Annotated in this window: 21 protein-coding genes; 3 read left to right on the top strand and 18 right to left on the bottom strand. The window is 57.5% G+C overall.

Annotated elements, in window-relative coordinates:
* Window positions 1–47: 47 nt before the first annotated feature.
* Window positions 48–380, bottom strand: a complete 333-nt coding sequence (locus DXX3274_RS22795) for a metalloregulator ArsR/SmtB family transcription factor (protein WP_071603936.1) — start codon at window positions 378–380, stop codon at window positions 48–50.
* 867 nt (window positions 381–1247) lie between these two features.
* Here DXX3274_RS22795 and DXX3274_RS09355 point away from each other — a divergent pair.
* Window positions 1248–1712 carry a protease inhibitor I42 family protein gene (locus tag DXX3274_RS09355; RefSeq protein WP_238556100.1) on the top strand — a complete coding sequence of 155 codons (465 nt, stop codon included), beginning with the start codon at window positions 1248–1250 and terminating at the stop codon, window positions 1710–1712.
* A 191-nt stretch (window positions 1713–1903) separates the two neighbouring features.
* On the opposite strand, the gene DXX3274_RS09350 is transcribed toward DXX3274_RS09355, so the two are convergent.
* The 5 genes from DXX3274_RS09350 to DXX3274_RS09330 form a co-directional block, all read right to left on the bottom strand.
* Complete coding sequence (locus DXX3274_RS09350) at window positions 1904–2872, bottom strand: ABC transporter ATP-binding protein (RefSeq protein ID WP_042859563.1); 969 nt, start codon at window positions 2870–2872, stop codon at window positions 1904–1906.
* Window positions 2862–3848: an ABC transporter ATP-binding protein gene (locus DXX3274_RS09345; RefSeq protein WP_042862003.1), complete on the bottom strand. Its 987-nt coding sequence runs from the start codon at window positions 3846–3848 to the stop codon at window positions 2862–2864. Before DXX3274_RS09345 ends, DXX3274_RS09350 begins: the two co-directional genes overlap by 11 nt.
* An 88-nt stretch (window positions 3849–3936) precedes the next feature.
* Complete coding sequence (locus tag DXX3274_RS09340) at window positions 3937–4782, bottom strand: ABC transporter permease (RefSeq protein ID WP_042859562.1); 846 nt, start codon at window positions 4780–4782, stop codon at window positions 3937–3939.
* Window positions 4783–4787: 5 nt separating this feature from the next.
* Window positions 4788–5741, bottom strand: coding sequence for an ABC transporter permease (locus DXX3274_RS09335; protein ID WP_042859561.1), 954 nt, complete (start codon window positions 5739–5741; stop codon window positions 4788–4790).
* A gap of 90 nt (window positions 5742–5831) precedes the next feature.
* Complete coding sequence (locus DXX3274_RS09330; RefSeq protein WP_042859560.1) at window positions 5832–7391, bottom strand: ABC transporter substrate-binding protein; 1560 nt, start codon at window positions 7389–7391, stop codon at window positions 5832–5834.
* A 509-nt stretch (window positions 7392–7900) separates the two neighbouring features.
* On the opposite strand from DXX3274_RS09330, the gene DXX3274_RS09325 reads away from it, so the two are divergent.
* On the top strand, window positions 7901–8434 hold the full coding sequence (locus DXX3274_RS09325; RefSeq protein WP_042859559.1) for a hypothetical protein: 534 nt from the start codon (window positions 7901–7903) through the stop codon (window positions 8432–8434).
* A gap of 148 nt (window positions 8435–8582) precedes the next feature.
* Here the strand turns inward: DXX3274_RS09325 and DXX3274_RS09320 are convergent, their stop codons facing one another.
* Window positions 8583–8924 (bottom strand): GlpM family protein, encoded by a 342-nt coding sequence (locus DXX3274_RS09320; protein ID WP_042859558.1) that lies wholly within the window; start codon window positions 8922–8924, stop codon window positions 8583–8585.
* Window positions 8925–9209: 285 nt separating this feature from the next.
* Here DXX3274_RS09320 and pemB point away from each other — a divergent pair, with 285 nt between their 5' ends.
* Window positions 9210–10511: a pectinesterase PemB gene (gene pemB, locus DXX3274_RS09315; RefSeq protein ID WP_071603935.1), complete on the top strand. Its 1302-nt coding sequence runs from the start codon at window positions 9210–9212 to the stop codon at window positions 10509–10511.
* 70 nt (window positions 10512–10581) lie between these two features.
* Here pemB and DXX3274_RS09310 read toward each other — a convergent pair whose 3' ends face one another.
* From DXX3274_RS09310 to DXX3274_RS09265, 11 genes are all read right to left on the bottom strand, one after another.
* Complete coding sequence (locus DXX3274_RS09310) at window positions 10582–11859, bottom strand: HlyD family secretion protein (RefSeq protein WP_084478744.1); 1278 nt, start codon at window positions 11857–11859, stop codon at window positions 10582–10584.
* A complete protein-coding gene (locus tag DXX3274_RS09305; RefSeq protein WP_042859557.1) occupies window positions 11849–13294 on the bottom strand; it encodes a TolC family protein in 1446 nt (481 codons plus the stop codon). Before DXX3274_RS09305 ends, DXX3274_RS09310 begins: the two co-directional genes overlap by 11 nt.
* Entirely contained in the window at window positions 13284–14471 is a 1188-nt protein-coding gene (locus DXX3274_RS09300) for an ABC transporter permease (protein ID WP_042859555.1), read from the bottom strand. Before DXX3274_RS09300 ends, DXX3274_RS09305 begins: the two co-directional genes overlap by 11 nt.
* Window positions 14472–14478: 7 nt before the next feature.
* A complete protein-coding gene (locus DXX3274_RS09295) occupies window positions 14479–15135 on the bottom strand; it encodes an ABC transporter ATP-binding protein (protein ID WP_050569849.1) in 657 nt (218 codons plus the stop codon).
* Window positions 15136–15339: 204 nt separating this feature from the next.
* Complete coding sequence (locus DXX3274_RS23695; protein ID WP_152495244.1) at window positions 15340–15750, bottom strand: hypothetical protein; 411 nt, start codon at window positions 15748–15750, stop codon at window positions 15340–15342.
* A 509-nt stretch (window positions 15751–16259) separates the two neighbouring features.
* On the bottom strand, window positions 16260–17564 hold the full coding sequence (locus DXX3274_RS09290) for a cytosine permease (RefSeq protein ID WP_042859553.1): 1305 nt from the start codon (window positions 17562–17564) through the stop codon (window positions 16260–16262).
* Between the two features lie 241 nt (window positions 17565–17805).
* Window positions 17806–18828, bottom strand: a complete 1023-nt coding sequence (locus tag DXX3274_RS09285; protein ID WP_050569848.1) for a biotin-dependent carboxyltransferase family protein — start codon at window positions 18826–18828, stop codon at window positions 17806–17808.
* Window positions 18818–19699, bottom strand: coding sequence for an allophanate hydrolase subunit 1 (locus DXX3274_RS09280; protein ID WP_042859552.1), 882 nt, complete (start codon window positions 19697–19699; stop codon window positions 18818–18820). The genes DXX3274_RS09285 and DXX3274_RS09280 overlap by 11 nt, the downstream gene beginning before the upstream one ends.
* Before the next feature lies 1 nt (window position 19700).
* Window positions 19701–21086 (bottom strand): acetyl-CoA carboxylase biotin carboxylase subunit, encoded by a 1386-nt coding sequence (locus tag DXX3274_RS09275; RefSeq protein ID WP_042859551.1) that lies wholly within the window; start codon window positions 21084–21086, stop codon window positions 19701–19703.
* A gap of 53 nt (window positions 21087–21139) precedes the next feature.
* On the bottom strand, window positions 21140–21388 hold the full coding sequence (locus tag DXX3274_RS09270) for an acetyl-CoA carboxylase (protein ID WP_042859550.1): 249 nt from the start codon (window positions 21386–21388) through the stop codon (window positions 21140–21142).
* A gap of 154 nt (window positions 21389–21542) precedes the next feature.
* Complete coding sequence (locus DXX3274_RS09265; RefSeq protein ID WP_042859549.1) at window positions 21543–22325, bottom strand: 5-oxoprolinase subunit PxpA; 783 nt, start codon at window positions 22323–22325, stop codon at window positions 21543–21545.
* Window position 22326: the final 1 nt, after the last annotated feature.

The following is a 22326-nucleotide window of genomic DNA, read 5'->3' as shown; positions in this document are numbered from 1 at the left end:
CCCCACCCTTACATATATGAAATAACAAATATATTAAGATAAATTTTTTATTCGCAGACCCGCTGATGCCCAAGCCTGTTCATCACTGCGGCAACCGCATGCCGTTGGCTCAACCACGCCTGCTCCACAACGGCGGCACACCAGGCTGGGACATGCGGTGAAAGCCGATAATGAATCCACTTTCCCTGACGGCGATCCAGTAATAGCCCGGTTTCCCGCAACAGCGCAAGATGGCGGGATATCTTGGGCTGAGATTGCTGAAGCCCCGCGCAAAGATCGCAAACACACAATTCACCTGCTTCACGAAGCAAGAGAATGATCGAGAGACGGGTTTCATCAGACAAGGCTTTAAACAGTTCCAATGGGGTAAGCGCGCTCACAAAAACCTCCAGAGCATGGTTTCACATATGGTAAAACAAATATGTTAGCGATGGCAATCTACCCGTATCTAACGCTCTATTACGCGGTATTTTTTGACAGGTCTGGGTGGAAAACACAACGCTGGCGGTGATACGGCTTCCATCGCTCGCCCAACCGTTCTCGTGCCGGCATGTATCATGCGCCGTCAGGGTAATGACCAAGAGAGACAGTCCGCCGTTTTAACACGAGTGCGGGTCATCGGGAGCGTTTGACCGCAAGATTTCCCCCCCTCAAAATAGCCGGAAGGAAATAACCGGATAATATCGAATTTTTTGTCTGCCGGTTAAAAGCGCATTGAAGGAATAATTAAAGCGCAGCCCGTTATAGTAAACATTTCCCTGCCGTCAGAAATCAGGCATTCCAGCCTGTACTTAAAAATCAATATAATGCGCCATAAATAAAGTGCGTTTTCACCAGGGAACATCGCAGGTGGAGTAAGTGATGGAGCCAGATGAGCGACAGGTTATCCGGCAGCGACAATACCACACTCATTACGCGGCTCATTATTTACCACGCCAACAGCACGCTGGTTTATTAATAAAAGTTAAATAATTCTATTTCTGCCGTTTTATTCTTTATATAGTCGCCATAGAAAATAACTCCGCATGATGAAAAATGTCGCCGCAATACAAATCACGCACCACGCTAAGATATTTATGTGATATTAATTTGCCATTTTCATATCTTGTGCCATCTTTTATAAAACATAAATAAAGCTTATTTGTGAGGTAACCCTATGTCGCTACACATTTATTATCCTCCTGTTGCTTTCCCGCCATATTCATTGCCTGAACACAGAGTGCTCTCTTCTTATATCGCTGATTATCATGGCGAGTATTACTACCTGCCGATGCAAAAACATGGGCCATAATCACCAATATGCAGGCCGTATTTTACTGTATTCACGATTATCTCTGGAGAACTTCATGAAAAGATTCGCTTTTGCAGTTGGTTTGATGTTCCCGCTGAGTGTCATGGCAGCCACGGCTGTCGATAACCAGCACAAAGAAACCAAAGTCGGCGAGCAGTTTGAAGTGACGCTGCCGGCCAACCCCAGCACCGGTTATACCTGGGCGATTAAAAAATTGCCTGACGTCGTCGTGCTGACCGGCAAAACCTACAAGCCCGGCGCAGACTGTCACGACAAAGTCGGATGCGGTGGCCATGAGATGTTTCACTTCAAGGCGGTAAAAGCAGGTGAAGGCGAAATCGACCTGTCCTATGCCCGCCCGTGGGAAAAACAACCTCAGCCTGATGATAAAGAAGCGGTTATTAAGGTGACCGTGAAGTAATCCCCCCTGCCGTCAGGTAACTGGCCCTCAGCCGGTTTCCATTTCGTTGCCTGACGGCACCGGCTCCCTCTTTCCTCTTACGCAGATATTGTCTATCACTATCCCACCAGCCAGAAACAGCCTCGCCGCTACTTGCTATTTTTCTTTTCGCGCCCCGATGTTTCAGCATAGCGATAGCGCTGAACCGGGAATCATTGCCCCCCATACCAGCACGCCACCCGGTGTCCAGCGGCAATGTCGCGTAACGGCGGCGCAGCGGCGCGGCACTGTTCGCTCGCCTGAAGGCAACGGGCATAAAACGGGCAACCGGCCGCCGCCGACCCGCCTGACTCGGCGACAATCGGCTCATCCGGCGTAACCGCGCGCGGATCCGGTATCGGGATTGATGCCAGCAGCATACGGGTGTAGGGGTGTGTCGGATGCAGATACAACTGTTCTGCGGGCGCTTCCTCGACCAGCCGCCCTTGATACATCACCCCAATCCGGTCCGAAATATGGCGCACCATCGACAGGTCATGGGCAATAAACAGATACGTCAGCCCCCGCTCCTGCTGTAAGTCCTGCAACAGATTAACCACCTGCGCCTGCACCGACACATCCAGCGCCGACAGCGGTTCATCGCACACCACGAATTGCGGATTCACCGACAACGCCCGGGCAATACAAATACGTTGTCGCTGGCCGCCGCTGAACTCGTGGGGAAAACGATGCAGGTGTTCCGCCTTCAACCCCACCCGATTCAGCAATTCCAGCGTGCGCGCCTGTCGCTCACCCCGCGCATAGCCGTGAATCCGCATCGGTTCGGCGATCAGTTGCGCCACCGTCATCCCCGGATTGAGTGAGGAATAAGGGTCCTGAAAGATAGCCTGCACACGCCGGCGGAACGGCTTTAGCGCCGCTTCCGGCAACGCGCTGATAAGCTCGCCGTCAAAATGGATCTCCCCGGCGGTAATCTCGACCAGCCGCAGCAGGCTGCGCCCGAGGGTCGACTTGCCGCAGCCCGACTCGCCCACCAGCCCATAGGTTTCGCCCGGCCAGATGTCAAAACTGACGCCATCCAGCGCCCGCACCGGTTGGCCTGGCTTGCGCCAGCCCCGCCGCACGGCGTAGTGCTTTTTGAGTTCGCGGATGCGCAGCAGCGGTTGTCGGTTACTTTGCATGTCGCGCCTCCGCGGAATCCGCCAGCCAGCACTGCACCCAGTGATGATCGCCACACTGTCGCCGGTCCGGCTGCTGCTGATCGCACACAGCCATACGTTGCGGGCAACGCGCGGCAAATGGGCAGCCCGTCGGCGGATGCAACAAACCCGGCGGCGCGCCCTCAATCGGCGACAGCCGCCGACGCACGTCGTCATGCCGCGGCAACGACGCCAGCAATCCCTGGGTGTAAGGGTGTGCCGGTCGGTAGAAAATATCTTCCACGCCCCCTTCTTCCATCACCAGACCGCCATACATCACCACCACCCGAGAACAAAGCTGCGCGACCACGCCCAGATCGTGGGTAATCAGCATGATGGCGGCGCCGGTTTGCCGTTGCAGCTGTTTAAGCAAGCGAAGAATCTGCGCCTGAATAGTGACATCCAGCGCGGTGGTGGGTTCATCGGCAATCAACAGCGCCGGGTGGCAGGACAGCGCGATGGCGATCATCACCCGCTGGCGCATGCCGCCGCTGAATTCGTGGGGATACTGATCGTAGCGCTGCTCGGCATCAGCGATGCCCACCTGTTGCAGCATGGCGATCGCCCGTAGCCTGGCCGTTTTCTTATCGAGCCGCTGATTGCGCATCAGGATGTCGCACATCTGCCGTCCAACCGTCAGCACCGGGTTAAGAGCGGTCATGGAATCCTGAAAAATCATGGCGATATCGTTGCCCCGCAGTCGCCGCAGCGCCCTGGGGCTATAACCGGCCAGGTCGTCGCCGCGAAAGCGGATCTGCCCGCCGACGATACGGCCGTTGCCACCCAGCAGTTGAATCACCGATTTGCAGGTGACGCTTTTCCCGCAGCCGGATTCGCCGACGATACCGACGATTTCACCCGCGTTGACGCTGAAACTGACGCCGCGCACCGCCTGCACTTCCCCATCGCGGGTAAAAAAGGAGGTCCGCAGACCTTCAATCGACAACAGATCTTCAATCGACGGTTCTTCACTCGACAGTTCTTTATTCAACAACGCTTTATTCGATAGATCTTTATTCAGCAAGAATGCGTTACTCATTGATGCCTCACTCATCGCGTTGCGCCCCCGGCTCAAAAGCGGTACGGAACACATCGCCCAGCACGTTGAAGCTGAGCACCGTCAGCAGGATCAGCATGCCGGGGAACAGCGCCAGCCAGGTGGCTTCGCCAATATAGGCCTGCGCGTTGTTGAGCATGCTGCCCCAGGAGGCGTTGGGCTGTTGCACGCCCAGCCCGAGAAAGCTGAGCGTGGATTCCATCAGGATCGCCGAGGCGATATTCAGCGTCGCCGCCACCATAATGGTCGGCAGAATATTGGGGATAATATGACGCAGGATGATACGCCACGCCCGTTCGCCGGATGCGCGCGCGTACAACACATATTCCCGCTCTTTCAGCGACAGGGTTTCCGCCCGCACCAGCCGCGACAGGTTCATCCAGGTCAGCGCGCTGATGATCAAAATGATGTTGGCGACCCCCGGTTTAAGATAGGCATTCAGCACCAACAGCAAAAAGAAGGCCGGGATAGACATCAGCATATCCACCGCCCGCATCAGCACCGTATCCAGACGGCCGCCGACGTAACCGCTGACGGTCCCCACCAGCGTGCCGATCAGGGTGGAAAACGTCATCGCCAGCACACCGACCATCAGTGAAATCTGCCCGCCATAGAGCGCGCGGGTAAAATAATCCCGGCCGTATTCATCGGTGCCGAACCAGTGCGCGCTATCCGGCGGCAGCATCCGCGCCTGAATCGCCATGGCGTTCGGGTCCCACGGGCTGAGCCATGCCAGCGCCGACGTGACGCCAAACACCGCCAGAATCGCCAGCGCCAGCTGTGCCGGCCGGTTGCGGCGCAACTGTTGTTTTGCCTGTTGCCATCGTCTCCCCATCGGCCCTACCTCATCGCCTTGATGCGCGGATCGGCCACGCGGTACAGCACGTCCGCCAGCAGATTGCCGATCACTAGCATCAATGCCGACAGCATCACTATCGCCATGATTAACGGGTAATCCAATGACGTGATGGACTGAATACCCAGCAATCCCATACCCGGCCAGGAGAACACGCTCTCCGTCACGTAGGCACCTACCACCAGCTCGGAAAACGACAGGCCGAACAGGGTGATAACCGGCAGCATCACATTTTTCAGCACGTGCCGAAACAGGATATGAGCGCGCGTCGCGCCGTACGCCAGCTGCGTTTGCACGTAGTCGGCGGATAGCTGGGTAATGGTATGGGAACGGATGTAACGCACATAGTGCGACAGGTTGTAAAAGGTCAACGCGATGCACGGCAGCACGCCGTGTCGCGCCACATCGAGCCAGGAGTCCGCCGCCCCGATGGTGCGCATTCCCATACTCGGCAGCCAGTTAAGCTGGACCGAAAAAATGATGATCAACAGGATGCCGAACCAGAAAATCGGCACCGAAATACCGATATAGGCGAACAGATTGAGCAGATGATCCAGCCAGCGGTGGCGAAACGCGCCCGCCAGCAGCCCCAGCGGTATGGCGATCGCCACCGCCAGCAGCAGCGACGCGCCCATCAGGCCCAGCGTCGCCGGCAGCCGCTCGACGATCAGGGTCAGCACCGGGCGGTGGGAAATCAGCGAATAGCCCAGATCGCCCTGCGCCACGTTTTTCAGCCACAGCAGGTACTGCATCGCCAGCGGCCGGTCTAATCCGAGACTGTGACGCACCCGCTCGATGTCATCCTGACTCATACGCGGCGTGATATACGCCTGCACCGGATCGCCCGGCGCCAGCTTCACCAGCAGAAACGACACCAGTGAAATAAAAAATAGCATCGGCAGCAGTTGCACAAGCCGACGCGCCACTATGTTATCCATGAACTGTGTTATCCATGAGCGATGTTATCCATGAGTCTTCCGCACCGGTTGCCGGCGGCCGCCCGCCACGCTGCGAGCGGCCGGGGGAGATTATTTCTGATAGATTTTCGACAAATCCTGGAACAGGTAGACCGGTTTCGGCTCCGCCTCCTGCGTGCCGCCAAAGCGTTTGTCTACCGCCACCACCGCGTTGGTGTAGGCGATGGGGTACCAGACCATCTCGCTCGCCACCGTCTGCTGGATGTCTTTGTAGATCGCCGCGCGCCGCGCCGTATCGGTTTCAATCGCGCCTTTGTCCCACAGCGCGTCAAACACCGGGTTCTTGTAGTGGGCGTAGTTGTAATCCTCGTTGCTCATAAACAGCGACTTGTAGCCGTCCGGCTCGGCGCCCATGATGTAACCGCCCAGACTCAGCTCGTAAGCGGTGTTGTTCTTGTCGCGCCCTTTTTGCGACATGGCGTTGGCGTCCAGCGGCAGCAACTCCACATCAATGCCGATATCTTTGAGTTTCTGCTGGATATACAGCCCCATGCTCTCCTGGGTCTTGTTGGCGTTGATATACGCCAGACGCAGCTTCAACCCTTGCGGCTGGCCGGACTCGCTGAACAAGGCTTTGGCCTTATCGAGGTTGTAGGGATACGCCTCGACATCCCCGGTCTGGTAGAGCGTATCCGGCGTCAGGATCGAATTGGCGGGCTTGGCGTAATCCAGCGAGGTAAAGGCGGTCTGCACCAGTTCGTCCTTGTTGATGGCATAGGCGATCGCCTGACGCAGCGCCTTGTTCTTCATACTGTCGACGTTCTGATTGAACACCATGTAAGCCAGACGGCCTTCCGGATAGATAATGAAGTCAAAACGACCGGTGGCCTTGAGCTGCCTGACGTCCTGCGGGTCGATCAGCTTGAGATTGATTTCACCGTTCTGCATCGCCAGCCTGGCGGCGTTGGCATCTCTGGCGAAGCGATACGTCACCGCCTCCAGCTTCGGCTTGCCGTTCCAGTAATCATCAAAGCGGCTCAGCGCGTAGTACTGACCGGAGCGGTATTCGCCGAATTTGAACGGGCCGGAACCGACCGGCGCATCGTTTTTGGCGCTCTTCGACAAATCCTCTTCTGTGGCAAAGATATGCTGAGGGATGGGGTAAATCTGCACCAGCGAACCGACAAAAGCGGCGCTGACCTGCGGCAGCGTGAATTTCACCGTCAGATCGTCCACCTTGCTGACTGCCACCGGCTGGTTGTTATACACAAACATACTGCGGAAAAAGCTATGTTGCTTCTCATCCAGCAACTTATTAAAAGTGAACACCACATCATCGGCCGTGATCGGCTGCCCATCCTGCCACGTAAGGCCGGGTTTTAGTTTTAGCGTATAGGACAGGTTGTCGGCCGATGGCGTCAGGCTTTGCGCCAGCCCCCACTCCACCTTGCCGTCGTTAAAACTGTACAGCGGTGAATACAGCGCCTGCATGATAGTTAGCGTGGTTCGGTCGCTGGCATACAGCGGATTCATCACCAGCGGGTCGCCGCTGGTGATGCCGATGATCAGATTGCCGCCCGCGCTGGCTGTCGTCTCCGCCGCGGCCTGACCGCTGACGCCCAGCGACAGCATGATGGCCGCCGCCCATGCTGAAAATGCCGATTTACGCATTGTGTTTTACGTCCCCTGGAATGATAAAAATTCGAATATTGCACCGGGGAGCAGGCTTACCAAAGCGCGTAAATCGCATAAGGTTAGCGAAAAAAAAGCTAATCAAATCTCGTTATCATCATCCGATTTGCGCCGAATCCGATAATGCGCGCGTCAGCGGCTATCACCGCCATTTCGCTGGCGGTCGTATCCGCCGGGAAAACCCGCTAGAGTAAGTGGATAAACCGGATATAACGCGGGAAACATAATGCTGTTCGATGACTGGTTATGGCGTAAAAAGCTGATTGTCCTACTGATTGTGGTAGTCGTGATTGAACTGGTGCTGCTGCTGGTTCCCTGGGATCGTTTCTGAGCGCCCGAGCGGCGTTTAGCCATAGCAAATAAATCGTTCTGAGAATCCGACAGTCGACGTAAGATAGACGAATGATTACCGCCAAGCCCATACGGTCCCTGTCCCCCGTCAGGCGCAAGGCCCATTACCATAGCAACATACAATCACGAGGGATCTCATGAACAGGCCACATACCCCCTTGCTGGCGCTTGCCCTGTCGCTGCTGTCGCTGACGGCATCCGCCGCCGATGGCTACAAAAACCTGAAATTCGGCGCCTCCGCCGCCGCCATTCGGCAGCAGGCCAACTGTTCACTGCGCGGCCCGGAAATGATTATGGGGCAGACGGTGTATATCTGCCCGGACTTCAGTTTCGCCGACAAAAAAACGCAGGCGATCTTCAGTTTCAACAATGACAAGTTCAACCGTCTGGCTATTTCGATAACGCTGGCCGACGTGCCCAGCGTAGTGGAAGGGCTGAAGAGCAAATACGGCATGACAACGCCGTTATCCGCCAGCGATGTCGATACCTTCATGAACACGCCCAATACTCGTGTGGCCGCCAGGTTCGACAAGAACAACATCACGCTGGTGTTCGACAACGGCATCGACAGCCAGAAGAACATCTACCTGGTATACAACGCCGAAAACAGCGTCAGCGCCGGCCCAACCGCCGCACCGGCCACCAAGGGCATCACCAAGGACGACCTGTAACATCGCACGCCCGGCGCTTGCTGCGCCGGACGTTTTTCCCGCCAGCACCGCGCCGTTATCGCCCATCCGGTGCTATCCAGCATAGTAGCTTCTATCCGACATAGTAGCTTCTATCCGACATAGTAACTGCTATCCGGTATAGTAACTGCTACCCGGCATAATAACTGCTCCACACTTTCACCAGCACCGCCGCCGACAGGCTCCAGCACACCACTGCCAACGCCAGCGCCGGCGGCAGACGCATCACGCCGGTAAAGTAATAGAGCGAAATCAGGTACACCAGATAAGGGATCACCGCCCAGATGCCAAACAGAATGGTGGCGCGCAGCGCTTCCATGCCGCGCTCCGCCCCCACGATGTAATGCGCTATCAGCGCGAACGTTGGGAACAGCGGCACCAGCCCGGCAATATAGTAATTACGGGTTTTGGCCAGCAGGCCGATCAGTACTACCACGATAGCGCCCAGCGCTGCTTTTATCAGTAATGCCATGTTTTATGATGTTCAGTTATCGGTTTGCCACCCGACGCGTCTGTCACGTCCGCCCTTTCCGCCGTCAATCTCCGACGGAACGCTCTTATATCTAACAGAAACACCGCCAAAAATCAGGATTGCGCCCTATTTCGTCGCGGCTGTCCGCAGACAAAAATGAAACACAGGTTTATTTTTCAGAAATTATGATCCCGCTTCGCGTTTTTTCGTACCGGGTTGAGTAGGCTGCCACAGCTTAACGTTCACGAATACAACCACATGACCTCAACCTGAAAGGAGTATGCTGTGAGTCTGACACACTATTCCGGGCTGGCCGCCGCGGTGTCCATGTCACTGATCCTGGCCGCCTGCGCCAGCCAGACGCCGAATTCGGCGCGTTTCCAGCCGGTGTTTCCCGGTACTGCCAGCCGTCCGGTGCTGTCGGCACAGGAAGCCGGGCGTTTTACCCCGCAACACTATTTCGCCCACGGCGGCGAATACGCCAGACCGGTGGCGGATGGCTGGACGCCAGCGCCGATTGACACCTCTCGCGTTACTGCCGCCTATGTGGTCGGCCCCCGCGCCGGCGTGGCGGGCGTCACCCACACCAGCATCCAGCAGGCGGTGAACGCGGCGCTGCGCCAGCATCCGGGTAAAGAGCGTGTGTACATCAAACTGCTGCCGGGCACGTACACCGGCACGGTATACATACCGGAAGACGCGCCGCCGCTGACGCTGTTCGGCGCCGGCAATCAACCGGATCAGGTCGTGGTTTCGCTGGCGCTGGATTCAATGATGTCGCCGACCGATTATCGCGCCCGCGTTAATCCGCACGGCCAGTATCAGCCGACAGACCCGGCCTGGTATATGTACGACGCCTGCGCCTCGAAAGCAGGCACGACCATCAACACCACCTGCTCGGCGGTGATGTGGTCGCAGAGCGACGGTTTTCAGTTGAAAAACCTGACGGTGGTCAACGCGCTGCTGGACACGGTTGACAACGGCACCCATCAGGCCGTCGCGCTGCGCACCGACGGCGATCGGGTGCAGTTGGAAAATGTTCGCCTGCTCAGCCGTCAGGACACCTTCTTCGTCAATACCAGCGACCGCAAAAACAGCTACGTCACCGACCATTACAGCCGCGCCTACATCAAGGACAGCTACATCGAAGGGGATGTCGATTACGTGTTTGGCCGCGCCACCGCCGTGTTTGACGGCGTGCGTTTCCATACCGTGTCCAGCCGTGGTTCGAAAGAAGCCTATGTGTTCGCTCCGGACAGTATCCCGTCGGTGAAATACGGCTTTTTGGTGATCAACAGCCAATTGACCGGGGATAGCGGCTATCGCGGCGCGCTGAAAGCCAAACTGGGCCGCGCCTGGGATCAGGGGGCGAAGCAGACCGGTTACCTGCCGGGCAAAACCGCCAACGGCCAGTTGGTGATCCGCGACAGTACCATTGATAGCAGCTACGACCTCGCCAACCCGTGGGGCGCGGCGGCCACCACCGACCGGCCGTTCAAGGGTAATATCAGCCCGCAGCGGGATCTGGACGACATCCATTTCAACCGGCTGTGGGAATACAACACCCAGGTTTCACTGCGTGATTAATCCCAACGGGTAATCTGGTTTTCAGCTACGAGGGGACGGCGCTGGCAAGGCGTCGTCGTTACTTATGCGCTCAGTTCGCGGCGGAGTGGCAACAGTCCCACTTTCTGACTTCGCCGGGCGCCAGCCCTTTTACCAGAATGCCTTGCGGCAACGGTCCGACGACGTCAATTTGCCGTACTTCTTCAGGCGCCTGTGGCGTGCGGCGATAATAGACCGCGGTCTTCCCCTGTTCATTCTGGCCGACCTCATCCGGCAACAGAACCATGCCATTGGGGTCGGAAAAGGTGGTGATTTTCAGTAGCGCGGACATGCCGAACCGCGGCACAGCCTGCCCGGCGCGGCAGCAGTCGAGATCGAAGACAACATCATAGGTGGCGCCCGGCTGCCCTTCGATATAGTTGGCCTGTGGGCTGACCGCCCGTAGCGTGCCGGCCAGCGACTGCCCCGACAGCGCTTCGCTGGTGAGGACCGCCGGCATGCCCGGCCGCAGGTGCTCGATGTCGGCTTCGTCCGCTTTGGTTCGTGCTTCAAAGCGCGTCACGCCCGCCAGAATGAATAGCGGTTCCCCCGCGTTGACCCGCTGCCCTAAGCGGGGAAAGACGACCTTCTCCTTGTCGCCGTTTTGTATACGCACCGCATAGCCATCGCTGGGGGCATACACCTCGCTGCGAGCCTGCTGATCGCGGATTTGCTGTAACTTCTGTTCGGCGTTATTCAGTTCCAGTTCGGCCATCGCCTGATTTTCCTCGTTTCCCGGCACCTGGGCGGCCGTCAGCGCCTGACGCGCCGCCTGCAACTCCAGCCGCCGGCTGGCCAACTGCTGAAGCAGGCTGTCGCGCTCCGAACGCGCGATGATCCCCTGCTGATACAGCGGCTCCGCCGCACTCAGTTGGCTGGACGCGTCTCGTTCGCTCATTTCCGCCATCAGTAACGCCCGCCGGGCCGACATGACTTCGCTGCTGTTTTCCCAATAGCGCAGATTCCGCAGCGACTGACGCGCTTTGAGAAACTGCGCCTGCGCGTCGCGATACGCGAGCTGCAACGGCGTGGTATCCAGCGTCAGCAAGGCATCGCCTTTATGCACCTGTTGCCCTTCCTGAACGTTCAACTGACCGATGTCACTCTCAAAAGGGGCGTTTATCAGATACTGCTGCGCCGCCTGCACGTGCGCCAGCAGCGTAATGTGGTTCTCCACCGGCGACGGCGCAACCGCGCGCCAGTTGGTTCCGGCCTCCTCCTCCTTTGCAGACGGCCGGAATAAAAGCACCGCCGCCAGCGCTATCGCCACGCCTGCGAACAACACCAGCCGCCGCCAGCGAACACCACCGTTCAGAACATTACCGATCATTCTGTTGTATTCCCCAGTGATCAAGGGTGGCGCCCAGCACGCGATCCAGCTCAGCACGTGTGTTGAGATAGGCGATCTGCGCGGACACGCGCGCGTTTTGCGCCGCACGCAGACTGCCCTGATAACTCAGTACCTGAAAGTTTGATGAACGTCCCGCCAGCAGTTTGGCCTGCTCCGCCTGCAGCGTTTTTTCCGACAGCCGCGTCAGGCGGTCGGCAATCAGAAACTGCTGCCAGTTGCTGTTAAGCGCGTTGACCTGCTGCGTGACCGTTTCCTCCAGTTGCTGACGCACGTCCGCCATCTGTAATAGCTGTATTTTCCCCGCCACCCAGGCGCGCTGCTCCTCCTGACGGGCTTGCAGGTCGTTCAACGGGATAGAGACGTTCAGGCCGACATAGCGCTGCCAGCGGCTATCACTCTGGATATCCGCCGCCCGGGTGTTGACCCGCCCGGCCCCGGCGACCAGATCCACGCCCCACAGGCGCTGGTTTTTCGCCTGCATCAGGTAGATTTGCTGTTTGTCCGCCGTGAGCTGCTGAATCAGATAGTCAGGTTGACTTTTCATCGCCATCGCTATCGCCTGCGGCGTTTTCAGGGCGATCGGGCGTATTTCGATACGATCGCTGGCGCTCAGTTGGGTACGGGTATCGATGCCCAATAAGCCGCACAGCGCCAGACGGCGCTCGGTCAGGGCATTTTCTTGCTGTTCCAGACTTAACTGCTGCGAGGAGATATCGGTATCGCTTTGCAGCCTGTCGAGCGCGGCCTGCCTGCCGCTGGCGATCAATGCCAGCATCACGTCGCGCTGTGCGCCGGCGCGTTGCAGAGATTCCTGCGCCAGCCTCACCCCTTGCTGCGCTTCCAGCAATCCGTAGTAAGCCTGGATAATCCGGGTAATGGCATCGGCGATCTGCCTTTGCTGATTCAGGTGACCAATGCGCTCATCAAGCCGGGCCAGACGCACCGGCGCGGTATTAAATTCGACGCCGGCGCCTTTTAGCAACGGCTGCACGACAGTGATCGTGTTGCCCCGGCTTCGGGTGCTTCCGGACGAGGTCAAGCCGGAATAGTCCTCGTTCCAGTCCGCCTCAAGCTGCGTCCCCAATGGCGTCAGCAGGCTGGTGGACAGGCCGGAATGGCTTTCCTGTCCGGGCAATTGCTCGCCCATATTGCGGCGATACTCACTGTTCAACACCAGATGCGGCCGGAAACCGTCTTCGGCAACCACCAGATCAAACTTATCCATCAGCCGGGTTAGCGCGACACTTTTCAGCGTATTGCTGTTGCGTACGCCCAGCGCGACCGCATCGGCCAGCGTGAGCGGCACCGTTTCGCGCGCTAACGGCGATTCGGCCATCGGGACATTCGCCGCCGACAGCCAGGGCGACATCAGTAACGATAAAAAAGCGACGGCATGTGACGATTTAATGTTCACGCAACGCCTCCGCAGGGGATAAACGGGCAGCCGTGAGAGAAGGCTTTAGACCAAAAAACACCGCCAGCATCAACGCACTGCCGATAGCCAGCGGAAACACCCACGGGTCGGCCATCAGCGGCCAGTCGACGTAACGGGTATAAACCCAGGCAAGCAGCGCACCCGCCACGCAGCCCAGCACTGCGCCGGGCAGCGAAAGCAGCGCCGCTTCCAGCAAAAACAAGACGCCGATATCCAGCGAACGAGCGCCGATGGCCTGGCGCAGGCCGATTTCATGGCGCCGCGTCGACACGCTCATCACCATGACATTCATTACGCCAATGCCTCCCATCAGCAGCGCGACGGCGGCCAGCGCAGCCAGCAGGTAGCGGAAGGTCGCGTTCTGCTTCGCCATGCTGTCGATAAGCTGCTGTTGAATTTGAATCTGGATCGTCCGCGTCGGCAGCATCTGCTCAAGCCAGGGGCGGATCGCATTGACAACCGGCGTCAGGAGCGCGGTCGACGTCACCTGTATGTACAGCAGGTCCGTGCTCGCAAAAGGAGAAATCCGCGTGATCGTTTCTATCGGCACCAGCACCACGTGGTCGATAGTCTGACCGCCAATCGACACCGTCGCCGGTTTCAGGATACCGATAACATCGAAGGCGTAACGGCCGAGCTGAAGAGCGCGCGTCGATGAGGCACCCGCCAGCCGGGACGCCAGCTCCGCGCTGACAATGCTATAGGTGCTGCGGCTGTCGTAACGGGAAAACGCCCGCCCCCGCGTCAGCGTCAGCCCCAGCAACGGCATCAGATCAGGTGTAGAGCCGATCACCACCAGCGGGATGCCGTCGTCATCATCATTCTTTTGCGGCAGCCTGATATTCCAGCGAGCCAGCGGGACGACGCGCCGAATGCCGCGATGGACGCGGGCCAGCGCGGAAAAATCCAGATTAACCGGCAGCGGCACTGCCGATTGCGACGAGTTGTCCTCCTTTACGCCGATTTCAACCACGATGATATCGCCGCCCAGATTGTCAAACGCGCTCAACGCCATCTGCTGGGCGCTTTTGCCCAGCAGCAACAGCGCCACCACCAGCGCACTGCCAACGCCGATGCCCAGCATCGCCAGCGACGCGCGCTGATGGAACGCGATCAGATTGCGGCAGGCTTCAAGCCACTGTTGCATAACATTCATGGCGTGTTCACTCCCCGACCAGCGTACCGTCATGCATGCGGCAACGCCGCTGCAGCCGCTGCGCCAATCGTTCGTCATGGGTCACCATGACGATGGTTAACGCCCGCTGGCGGTTGATGTCCAGCAACAGGTTGAGGATTTCCTGCGCGGTTTCAGCATCCAGATTGCCGGTCGGTTCATCAGCCAGCAACACGGCCGGCTCGCCCACCAGCGCCCGGGCTAATGCGACCCGCTGGCGCTGCCCGCCGGACAGCGTTGCCGGGCGTTGCAGACGATGCGAATACATGCCCAATTCGCCCAGAACCCCGGCGGCGCGGCGGCGGGCCTGCACAACCGGGACGTTCCGATACAATAGCGGCAACGCCACGTTATCCAGCACGTTATGGCTGGTCAGCAAATGAAAATGCTGGAACACAAACCCCAGTTTTTGATTACGCAACCGGGCCCGCAAACTGGCGGAACACTGCCGGATATCCTCGCCATCCAGGTGATAGCTGCCCTGCTGTAGCGGCTCCAGCAGCCCCAGCACATTGAGCAGCGTACTCTTGCCGCTGCCGGAGCGGCCGAGAATGGCGCAGGTTTCTCCGTGCCGGATATGTAATGAAAGCGCACGCAAGATCACCGTGTCACCATAGCGGTGGTGCAAATTTTCGATCCGAATCACAGGTATCTGTTTCCCGTCCCCACCCCCACGAAAAGCAGTGAGCGATTACCGCCGTGGAATACGACAGAGAGAAAAAGCTATAACAGAAGCAGAAAGAAATTTTTTTCAACATGCTCCATGATTCACTCCTGATGAGTATTAAATAAAAAACGTTTTATTTCACACTCAATCAAGCGAGTATAAATTTAGCAAAAAAAAGCACCATTAACCTGGTGGGTTTAAATTAACGAACGTGAGATTAAAATGCACATTCTTTCTTTTTTTATTCGATGGATCCTCCACACTACTACTCCCACAACTGGTTTTAGTATCTGAAGATGACACAGGCACAAAAATAATATTAAGCTTTTCGGGATGATCCGCAGGCAACTGATTGAAATGATTATTACCAATTTCAAAGTAATGCGCATTATTTATATTTTTACCATCTGGTCGATATAGCGCAACACAATAGCCACTCATATTATACACACCCGTTTCGGTTTTTCCTGATTGATATTTTTTGAATATAGATTTTGTCCTGTCAGCAGTCTGCACCTCCGCGTGTACCATATTAGCAAACAACACTCCTACGACAGCGAAGGGGAAAAACCATTTACCATATTTCATATTCATAACTCACCTCTAAAGCATCGTAAAAATCGAAAAACAAGGAAATACATTTAAACCTACACAACGCCCCAGATTAAAGGCTCTCAATCCGGACTCGTAAAATAGATATTATTCGGCATTTCCCATATCGACATCGGAATACTCTCAACCCTCAAATCAGAAAAACTATCGCTATAAAATAAAAGAGAATAAATATTTCCATACAGCAATAGACAACCTGCAACGCTCCCATCAATATCAGATAAACGTTCCTGAATTATTAAAAATAAAAGCCCCGATACCATCGGGGCAAACATCGTAATGAGGAACAATAAAAAATTAATGTTGATGTTCCAATGCCTAAACTCCCACCTGATTGCGGTTTTCTATGGCAATGTTTTCCGGCTTCTCATTTTCCGGAATGCCCTGCTGTAACGTGACGGTCAGCAGGTCATATTCCAGCTGTGTACTCTCTACATTACATGGTCCGGCAGTGAATAGCCGGGACCAGCGGGCATCCCTGCCCTGCGCTTTCAGGCGCTACGCTTGTGCGGCAACAACCCGTACAGCGCCAGCGCGACGGCAAAGGTCACCGGCGCGGAAAACGACTGCCATACGGCGCTGCCGTGCATCAGCGCCACCCCGGCTATCACGCTCAGCAGCCAGGCGCCGAGACCGGTCGGATTAAACGCGCGCACTGGCGCGGCGGTGGGTTGCGCACGCTGAAAGACGATATGCGCCAGCGCCACGCCGACCCACGCCACCACAAATACGCCCTGGTAGGCCAGCGCCTGCAAAATATAGGCGAACACATCCGCCAGCATTAGCACATAGACCGCCGCCCCTACCACGCAGGCCCAGACAATCTTGCGGTAACGCAGCCGCAGCAGGCGATCAAAAAACACCTGCATGTTGACGGTGGCCAGATAATAGTTGGCGGTATTGATGCGTGTCTGGGTCACCCACACGAACAGCAGCCCCCAGAAACCCAGCAGATTGAGGATATTCACCACCACCGCGGTTTCACTGACGCCATTCTGCTGGGCAAAACTGCTGACCAGATAGATGCCGACCACCCCGTTCAACAGAAACGTGATCAGATAGAACGGCATGCCGAAATTGATGCGCGCGTGGTACCGGCTGTCTTCCTGACGGCCAAACCGGGCGTAATCGAAGGTGTACATCATCAAAATCCACACCCCCATGTAGTAAGTGAAGCAGTTCCACCAGCCATAGGCGGGCGGCGATGCCGGGCCGAATGACAACCATTGCGGCTGATAGCCGTAATGCTGAATGGACACCGCCACCGTCAGTGCCAGCCCAAGCAGATAAAACGGCAGCAGCACGCCGTTGAACTTGTCCAGCCAGTGCTGCACGCTGCCGAAAATCAGCGGCACGCTGTAGAGCACCACCAGCAACGCGGCCCAGTGATAATCCAGCGACGGAAACAGGTGATTGATGGCGAATGCAATCACCGAACCTTCAAACACCGCGTAATAAATGGCGGTGGAGAAAAAGATCAGCGTCGCCAGCGCCGACCCCGCCTGGCCGAACAACTGGCCGGAAAATGCCGCCACCGACAGGCCGCTGCGAATAGCGAAGCGGCTAATGGCCGCGTTGATCAAACCGTAGCACACGACGGATAGCACCATACCGATAATGGCGTTGCGCGCGCCGTAATTCAGCGCCAGCGACGCCCCCACGACAATATAAAAAATCGCGCTGCACACCGCCCACCAGGCCATGGTCAGCGATAGTTTTCCCATGCGCTCCGTTCCGGACACCGTATCGGCAGGCGATGCCGCCGCTGCCCCCTGAACATCAGATACCTCAGCCATCGCAACCCCTCCACAGACCCGTATTTAATGACACGCCGCCAGCGTCATACCACGCTACACATCTACAACGTCATACGACATGGCGGCATGCGTTATGGCCGAACCCACCCGCCGCCGCGGCAAAAGCCGCACGGTCGCGCAGGTAGTTCGGTATGTCAGACGAGGTCCCGCCGCCGTCGCCGTTCCTGGTGTTGGCGCAGGGGAAAATCGGCGGGACCGTCTGAAATCAGTGCGTTAACATCTAGTTCGTTAACAACAGCGTCAGCCGTTCAAGACGGCGGCGATAATGTTGCCGGGCGGCCAGCGCCTCCTCCAGCGATACGGGCGCAAAACGAACGCCATAGTGGGGTTGTAGTTGCCCGATGATGTCCAGATCGCTGCTTATCACCGTCCCCAGCGTCATGTAACCACCGCCGGACACCGCATCGCGCAACAGAATGATCGGCTCCAGACCGCCCGGCACCTGCACCGAGCCGATGGGGTAACAGGCATCGACGATATTGGACGGATCCGAGCCGGCGCCAAACGGCGGCGTGCGCGGCTCAAACGCCAGCGGCGCCCCGCCCTTGAGGCGGTAGCCGATGCGGTCGGCTTCGGTGCCGACCCGCCAGTCATCGGCAAAAAATTGTTCTACCGCCGCCGGGGTCAGGCGGTGAATGTATAACCCGGTCACCATGCGCAGCGTCACGCGCTTGTCGAGCGTCTGGAGACAGTCGGCCGGCACGGTCACACCCGGCGCCGTTTTACGGTACGCCTCCCCCACCGGTAGCACATCATTGGCGGCCAGTCGGCGCCCCTGATAACCGCCCAGCGCGCCAAGCGCATAGGTCGAACGGCTGCCCAGCACCTCCGGCACCGCGATGCCGCCCGCCACCGCCAGATAGGCGCGGCACCCGGCCGTCGTCGGCGCAAACCGCAGCACCTGACCGGCACGCACCGCAAACGAGGTATCCAGCGGCATCGCCATACCGTCCAGCAGCGGCGACATCCGCGCCCCGCACACCGCCACCAGCGCATCGCCCTCAAACTGCAGTTCCGGCCCCAGCAACGTCATTTCCAGCACGGCCGCCTGCGCCGGATTGCCCACCAGCAAATTCGCCAGTTGCAACGAATACTGATCCAGCCCGCCGGACGGCGGAATACCAAGGTGGTAATAGCCTTCGCGACCGCCATCTTGTATTGAGGTCGCCAGCCCCGGCCGGATGACATTGATCCGTACATTCGATATCCGCACACTCGATATCTGCGCGCTACTACCCTGCATACAGTACCCCCTGAAGATAGTGTTGATAGCCGGCCGGGTCGGCGAGGAACTTATCCAGTTCAAACGTTACCGGGCGAATGCGCAGGCTGAAGCGACCGGCGTCAACCGCCTGTACGTCCTGTTCATAACGCGCCAGATCGATCGGTTTGAACTGCACGATGTCGCCCGCGCGGAAAAACACCATCGACGATTGCAGATAGTCCAGACGTTGTTCCGGGTCGTAAATCGGTGCCGGGGTGACGCCAAACAGCTGGTAGCCGCCCGCCCCCCGCACCGAATAGATACAGCCGAAACAGCCGCCGTGCCCCAGCGACAATTTTGGGGTATCGGTACGCGGTCGCAGGTATTTCGGCACCTGAAGCTGTTGCGCCTGTTCCACCATCTGAAACATGAACGGCAATCCCGCCACGAATCCCACCATCGACACGAACCACGGCGTGCCGCTGTGCGCCGCAATAAACGCCGCCACGTCCTGATAACCGTTGATGCGCGCGGCATATTCCAGATCGGTAGCCGCCGGATCCTGATGGCGATCGCGAAACCGCATCAGGGTTTCGTGGGTCCAGGGGTCGTTGTACAGCACCGGAATTTCGATGATGCGCGTGTCGAGCACCGTCATCGTCTGTGCCTGCTGTTCAGTGCTCTGCACCGTCTCCAGCAGCGTCTGCGGCGCGATAACATCCGGATTGAAGCGCACCTGAAAGGACGCATTAGCCAGGCAAATATCCAGCACGCCGGGCAGCGCCTGCTGCTCCAGCGCACGGGTCATCGCCAGTCCGCGGAAAAACGCGCTCAGCGACATCGCTTGGTCAATCTCGGCAAACAGGTGCTCATCGCCGCCAAAGGTGTAGCGTATTGCAGGAAACGTCATCTCAGGCCTCCTTCGACAGCGACAGTGATTCGGCTTCTCGCGCCTGCAACCAGCTTTCCAGCGAGGTGGTATCAAAGTGCCCGGCGCGCAGCCGGGTATCCGCCAGCAGCCATTGATGCAATGACTGCGTGGTGGTGATGCCGCCGATTCGCAACTGATTCAACGCCTGCTCGGCGCGAGCCAGCGTCTGCTGGCGCGTCGGTCCGGATACCACCAGCTTGGCCAGCAGAGAGTCGTAATACGGCGGGACGCGGTAACCGCTAAACAAATGGCTGTCGATGCGAATACCGGGGCCTTGCGGCCAGGTCAGCGAGTCCACCACGCCGGGGCAGGGGAAGAAATTACGCGCAGGGTCTTCAGCGTTGATGCGCATTTCACAGGCATGACCATGCAGACCAATCGTCTCCTGGCGCAGACTGAGCGGTTCGCCGCCGGCGATACGCAACATCCACTGCACCAGATCGACGCCGGTAACCCGCTCCGTTACCGGATGTTCAACCTGAATGCGGGTATTCATTTCGATGAAATAAAACTGTTCCCGCTCGGCATCGAACAGGTATTCCAGCGTACCGGCGCTGCGGTAACGCAACTGCTGCGCCAGTTGCAAGGCGCTGCCACACAACGCCTCGCGCTGTGTCGGCGTCAGCGCCGGCGATGGGGCTTCTTCGAATACTTTCTGGCGGCGACGTTGCAACGAGCATTCGCGCTCATACAGATGCACCGCCCGCTCGCCGTCGCCCAGAATTTGCACTTCGATATGACGGGCGTGGCGGATAAACAACTCCAGATAGACATCGCCGCATCCGAACGCGGCCCTCGCCTCGCTCTGGGCAATCGGAAACTCGCGTTTCAGGTCGTCCTCATGATTGACGACCCGGATGCCGCGCCCGCCGCCGCCGGCCGCCGCCTTGATTAGCAGCGGATAGCCGATCGCTGTGGCGGCCTGTAACGCCGCCTCCAGCGACGACAACACCCCCGAGCCGGGCACAACCGGCACCCCCGCCGCCTGCGCGGTGTGCCGCGCCACGGCCTTGTCGCCCATCATGCGAATGGTTTCGGCCGTCGGGCCGACAAACACCAGCCCAGCCTGCTCCACCGCGTCGGCGAAGGCGGCGTTCTCAGACAGAAAACCGTATCCCGGATGTACCGCATCCGCCCCGCTGTCGCTGGCCGCCTGCAACAACGCGGCCTGATTCAGGTAACTCTGGTCGGCGCGCGCCGGCCCCAGCAGCACCTTTTCATCCGCCAGACGCACGGGCAGCGAATCGACATCGGCCTCGCTACAGGCGGCCACTGTGGCAATCCCCAGACTACGGGCGGCATGAATAATGCGAACGGCAATTTCCCCCCGGTTGGCGATAAGCAATTTTTTGATCGGCTGACGCATCTTCGCTTTGCTCCTGATGACGTAATAATGAGGATATAGGGTAGGTTTTACCGTTATTCATCGATTTTTATGATGGCTATTACCTGCCCCGGCTCCAGCGCATCACCGCTATTCACACAGAAAGACACCAATTCACCAGCCTGCTCCGCATAAATTTCACTGAACTGTTTCATGACCTCGACCAGACCAATAACGCTATTTGCGGTAACCGGGGTATTTTCTTCAATAAACGCGGGAGTGTCCGGTGCGGGCTGACGATAAAAAATACCCGGTAACGGAGAACAAACCTCATATGTTTTCATTAGCCTCAATCCTTATATACCCGTCATACTTCAAGTTGCAGGTGCGTTGGCTACACTCGTTCACCCGAATCACTTACCTGAGTAAGCTCATCGGGATTCACTCACTTGCCGCCTTCCTGCAACTCGAATTATTTTGGGTATAATTATTTATCAATTACCGATTATTAAAACTATTCCGCAATGGCGAACGCACGTGAATATTGGCGTTATTCAATGCTTCCCGGGTCGTTTTAATTAATGTCAGCGCGCCGGGCGTATCGCTATGAATACAAATCGAATCAAACTCGACGTGAATATCGTCGCCGTCAACCGTCGTCACTTTGCCTTCCACACAGGCGCGCACCACTTTCGCCGCCACCCGCGCCGGGTCCAGCTCGCCCACCCGGCGGGTAAATACGATAGAGCCGCTGGCGTCGTATTCCCTGTCGCCATAAAATTCACAAATAACCGGATGTTGCAGTTTTTTTGCTTCCTGCCAGACCCATGACCCATGCAGGCAAAACAGCCGTAATTCGGGGTCTAACCGATGTAGGGTTTCCACAAACAGCTGCGCGGACGGCTGATCGCGCGCCAGATGCATATAAAGCGCACCGTGCGGTTTGACGTGCTGCAACGGTAATTGATACAGCCGGGTAAATTCACGCAATGCCCCAAGCTGATACAGAATGTCATTCACCACTTCCTGCGGCTGACTATGAATATGCCGCCGGCCAAAACCGACCAAATCGCGAAATCCGGGATGCGCGCCGACCGCGACGCCATAATCGCTGGCCCACTCAATGGTCTGCCGCATGGTAGAAGGATCGCCGGCGTGAAATCCGGCGGCAATATTGGCGGAACTTATATAAGGCATAATCTGCCGATCAACGTCATCGCCTATTTTCCAGGGACCAAAGTTTTCGCCCATATCGGAATTCAGATCGATTTCATATTTCATA

This window comes from Dickeya sp. NCPPB 3274 (genome assembly GCF_000406205.1).
Lineage (GTDB): Bacteria > Pseudomonadota > Gammaproteobacteria > Enterobacterales > Enterobacteriaceae > Dickeya > Dickeya fangzhongdai.
The sequence above is the reverse complement of the archived record's forward strand: the minus strand, read 5'-3'. Positions and strand labels throughout refer to the sequence as shown.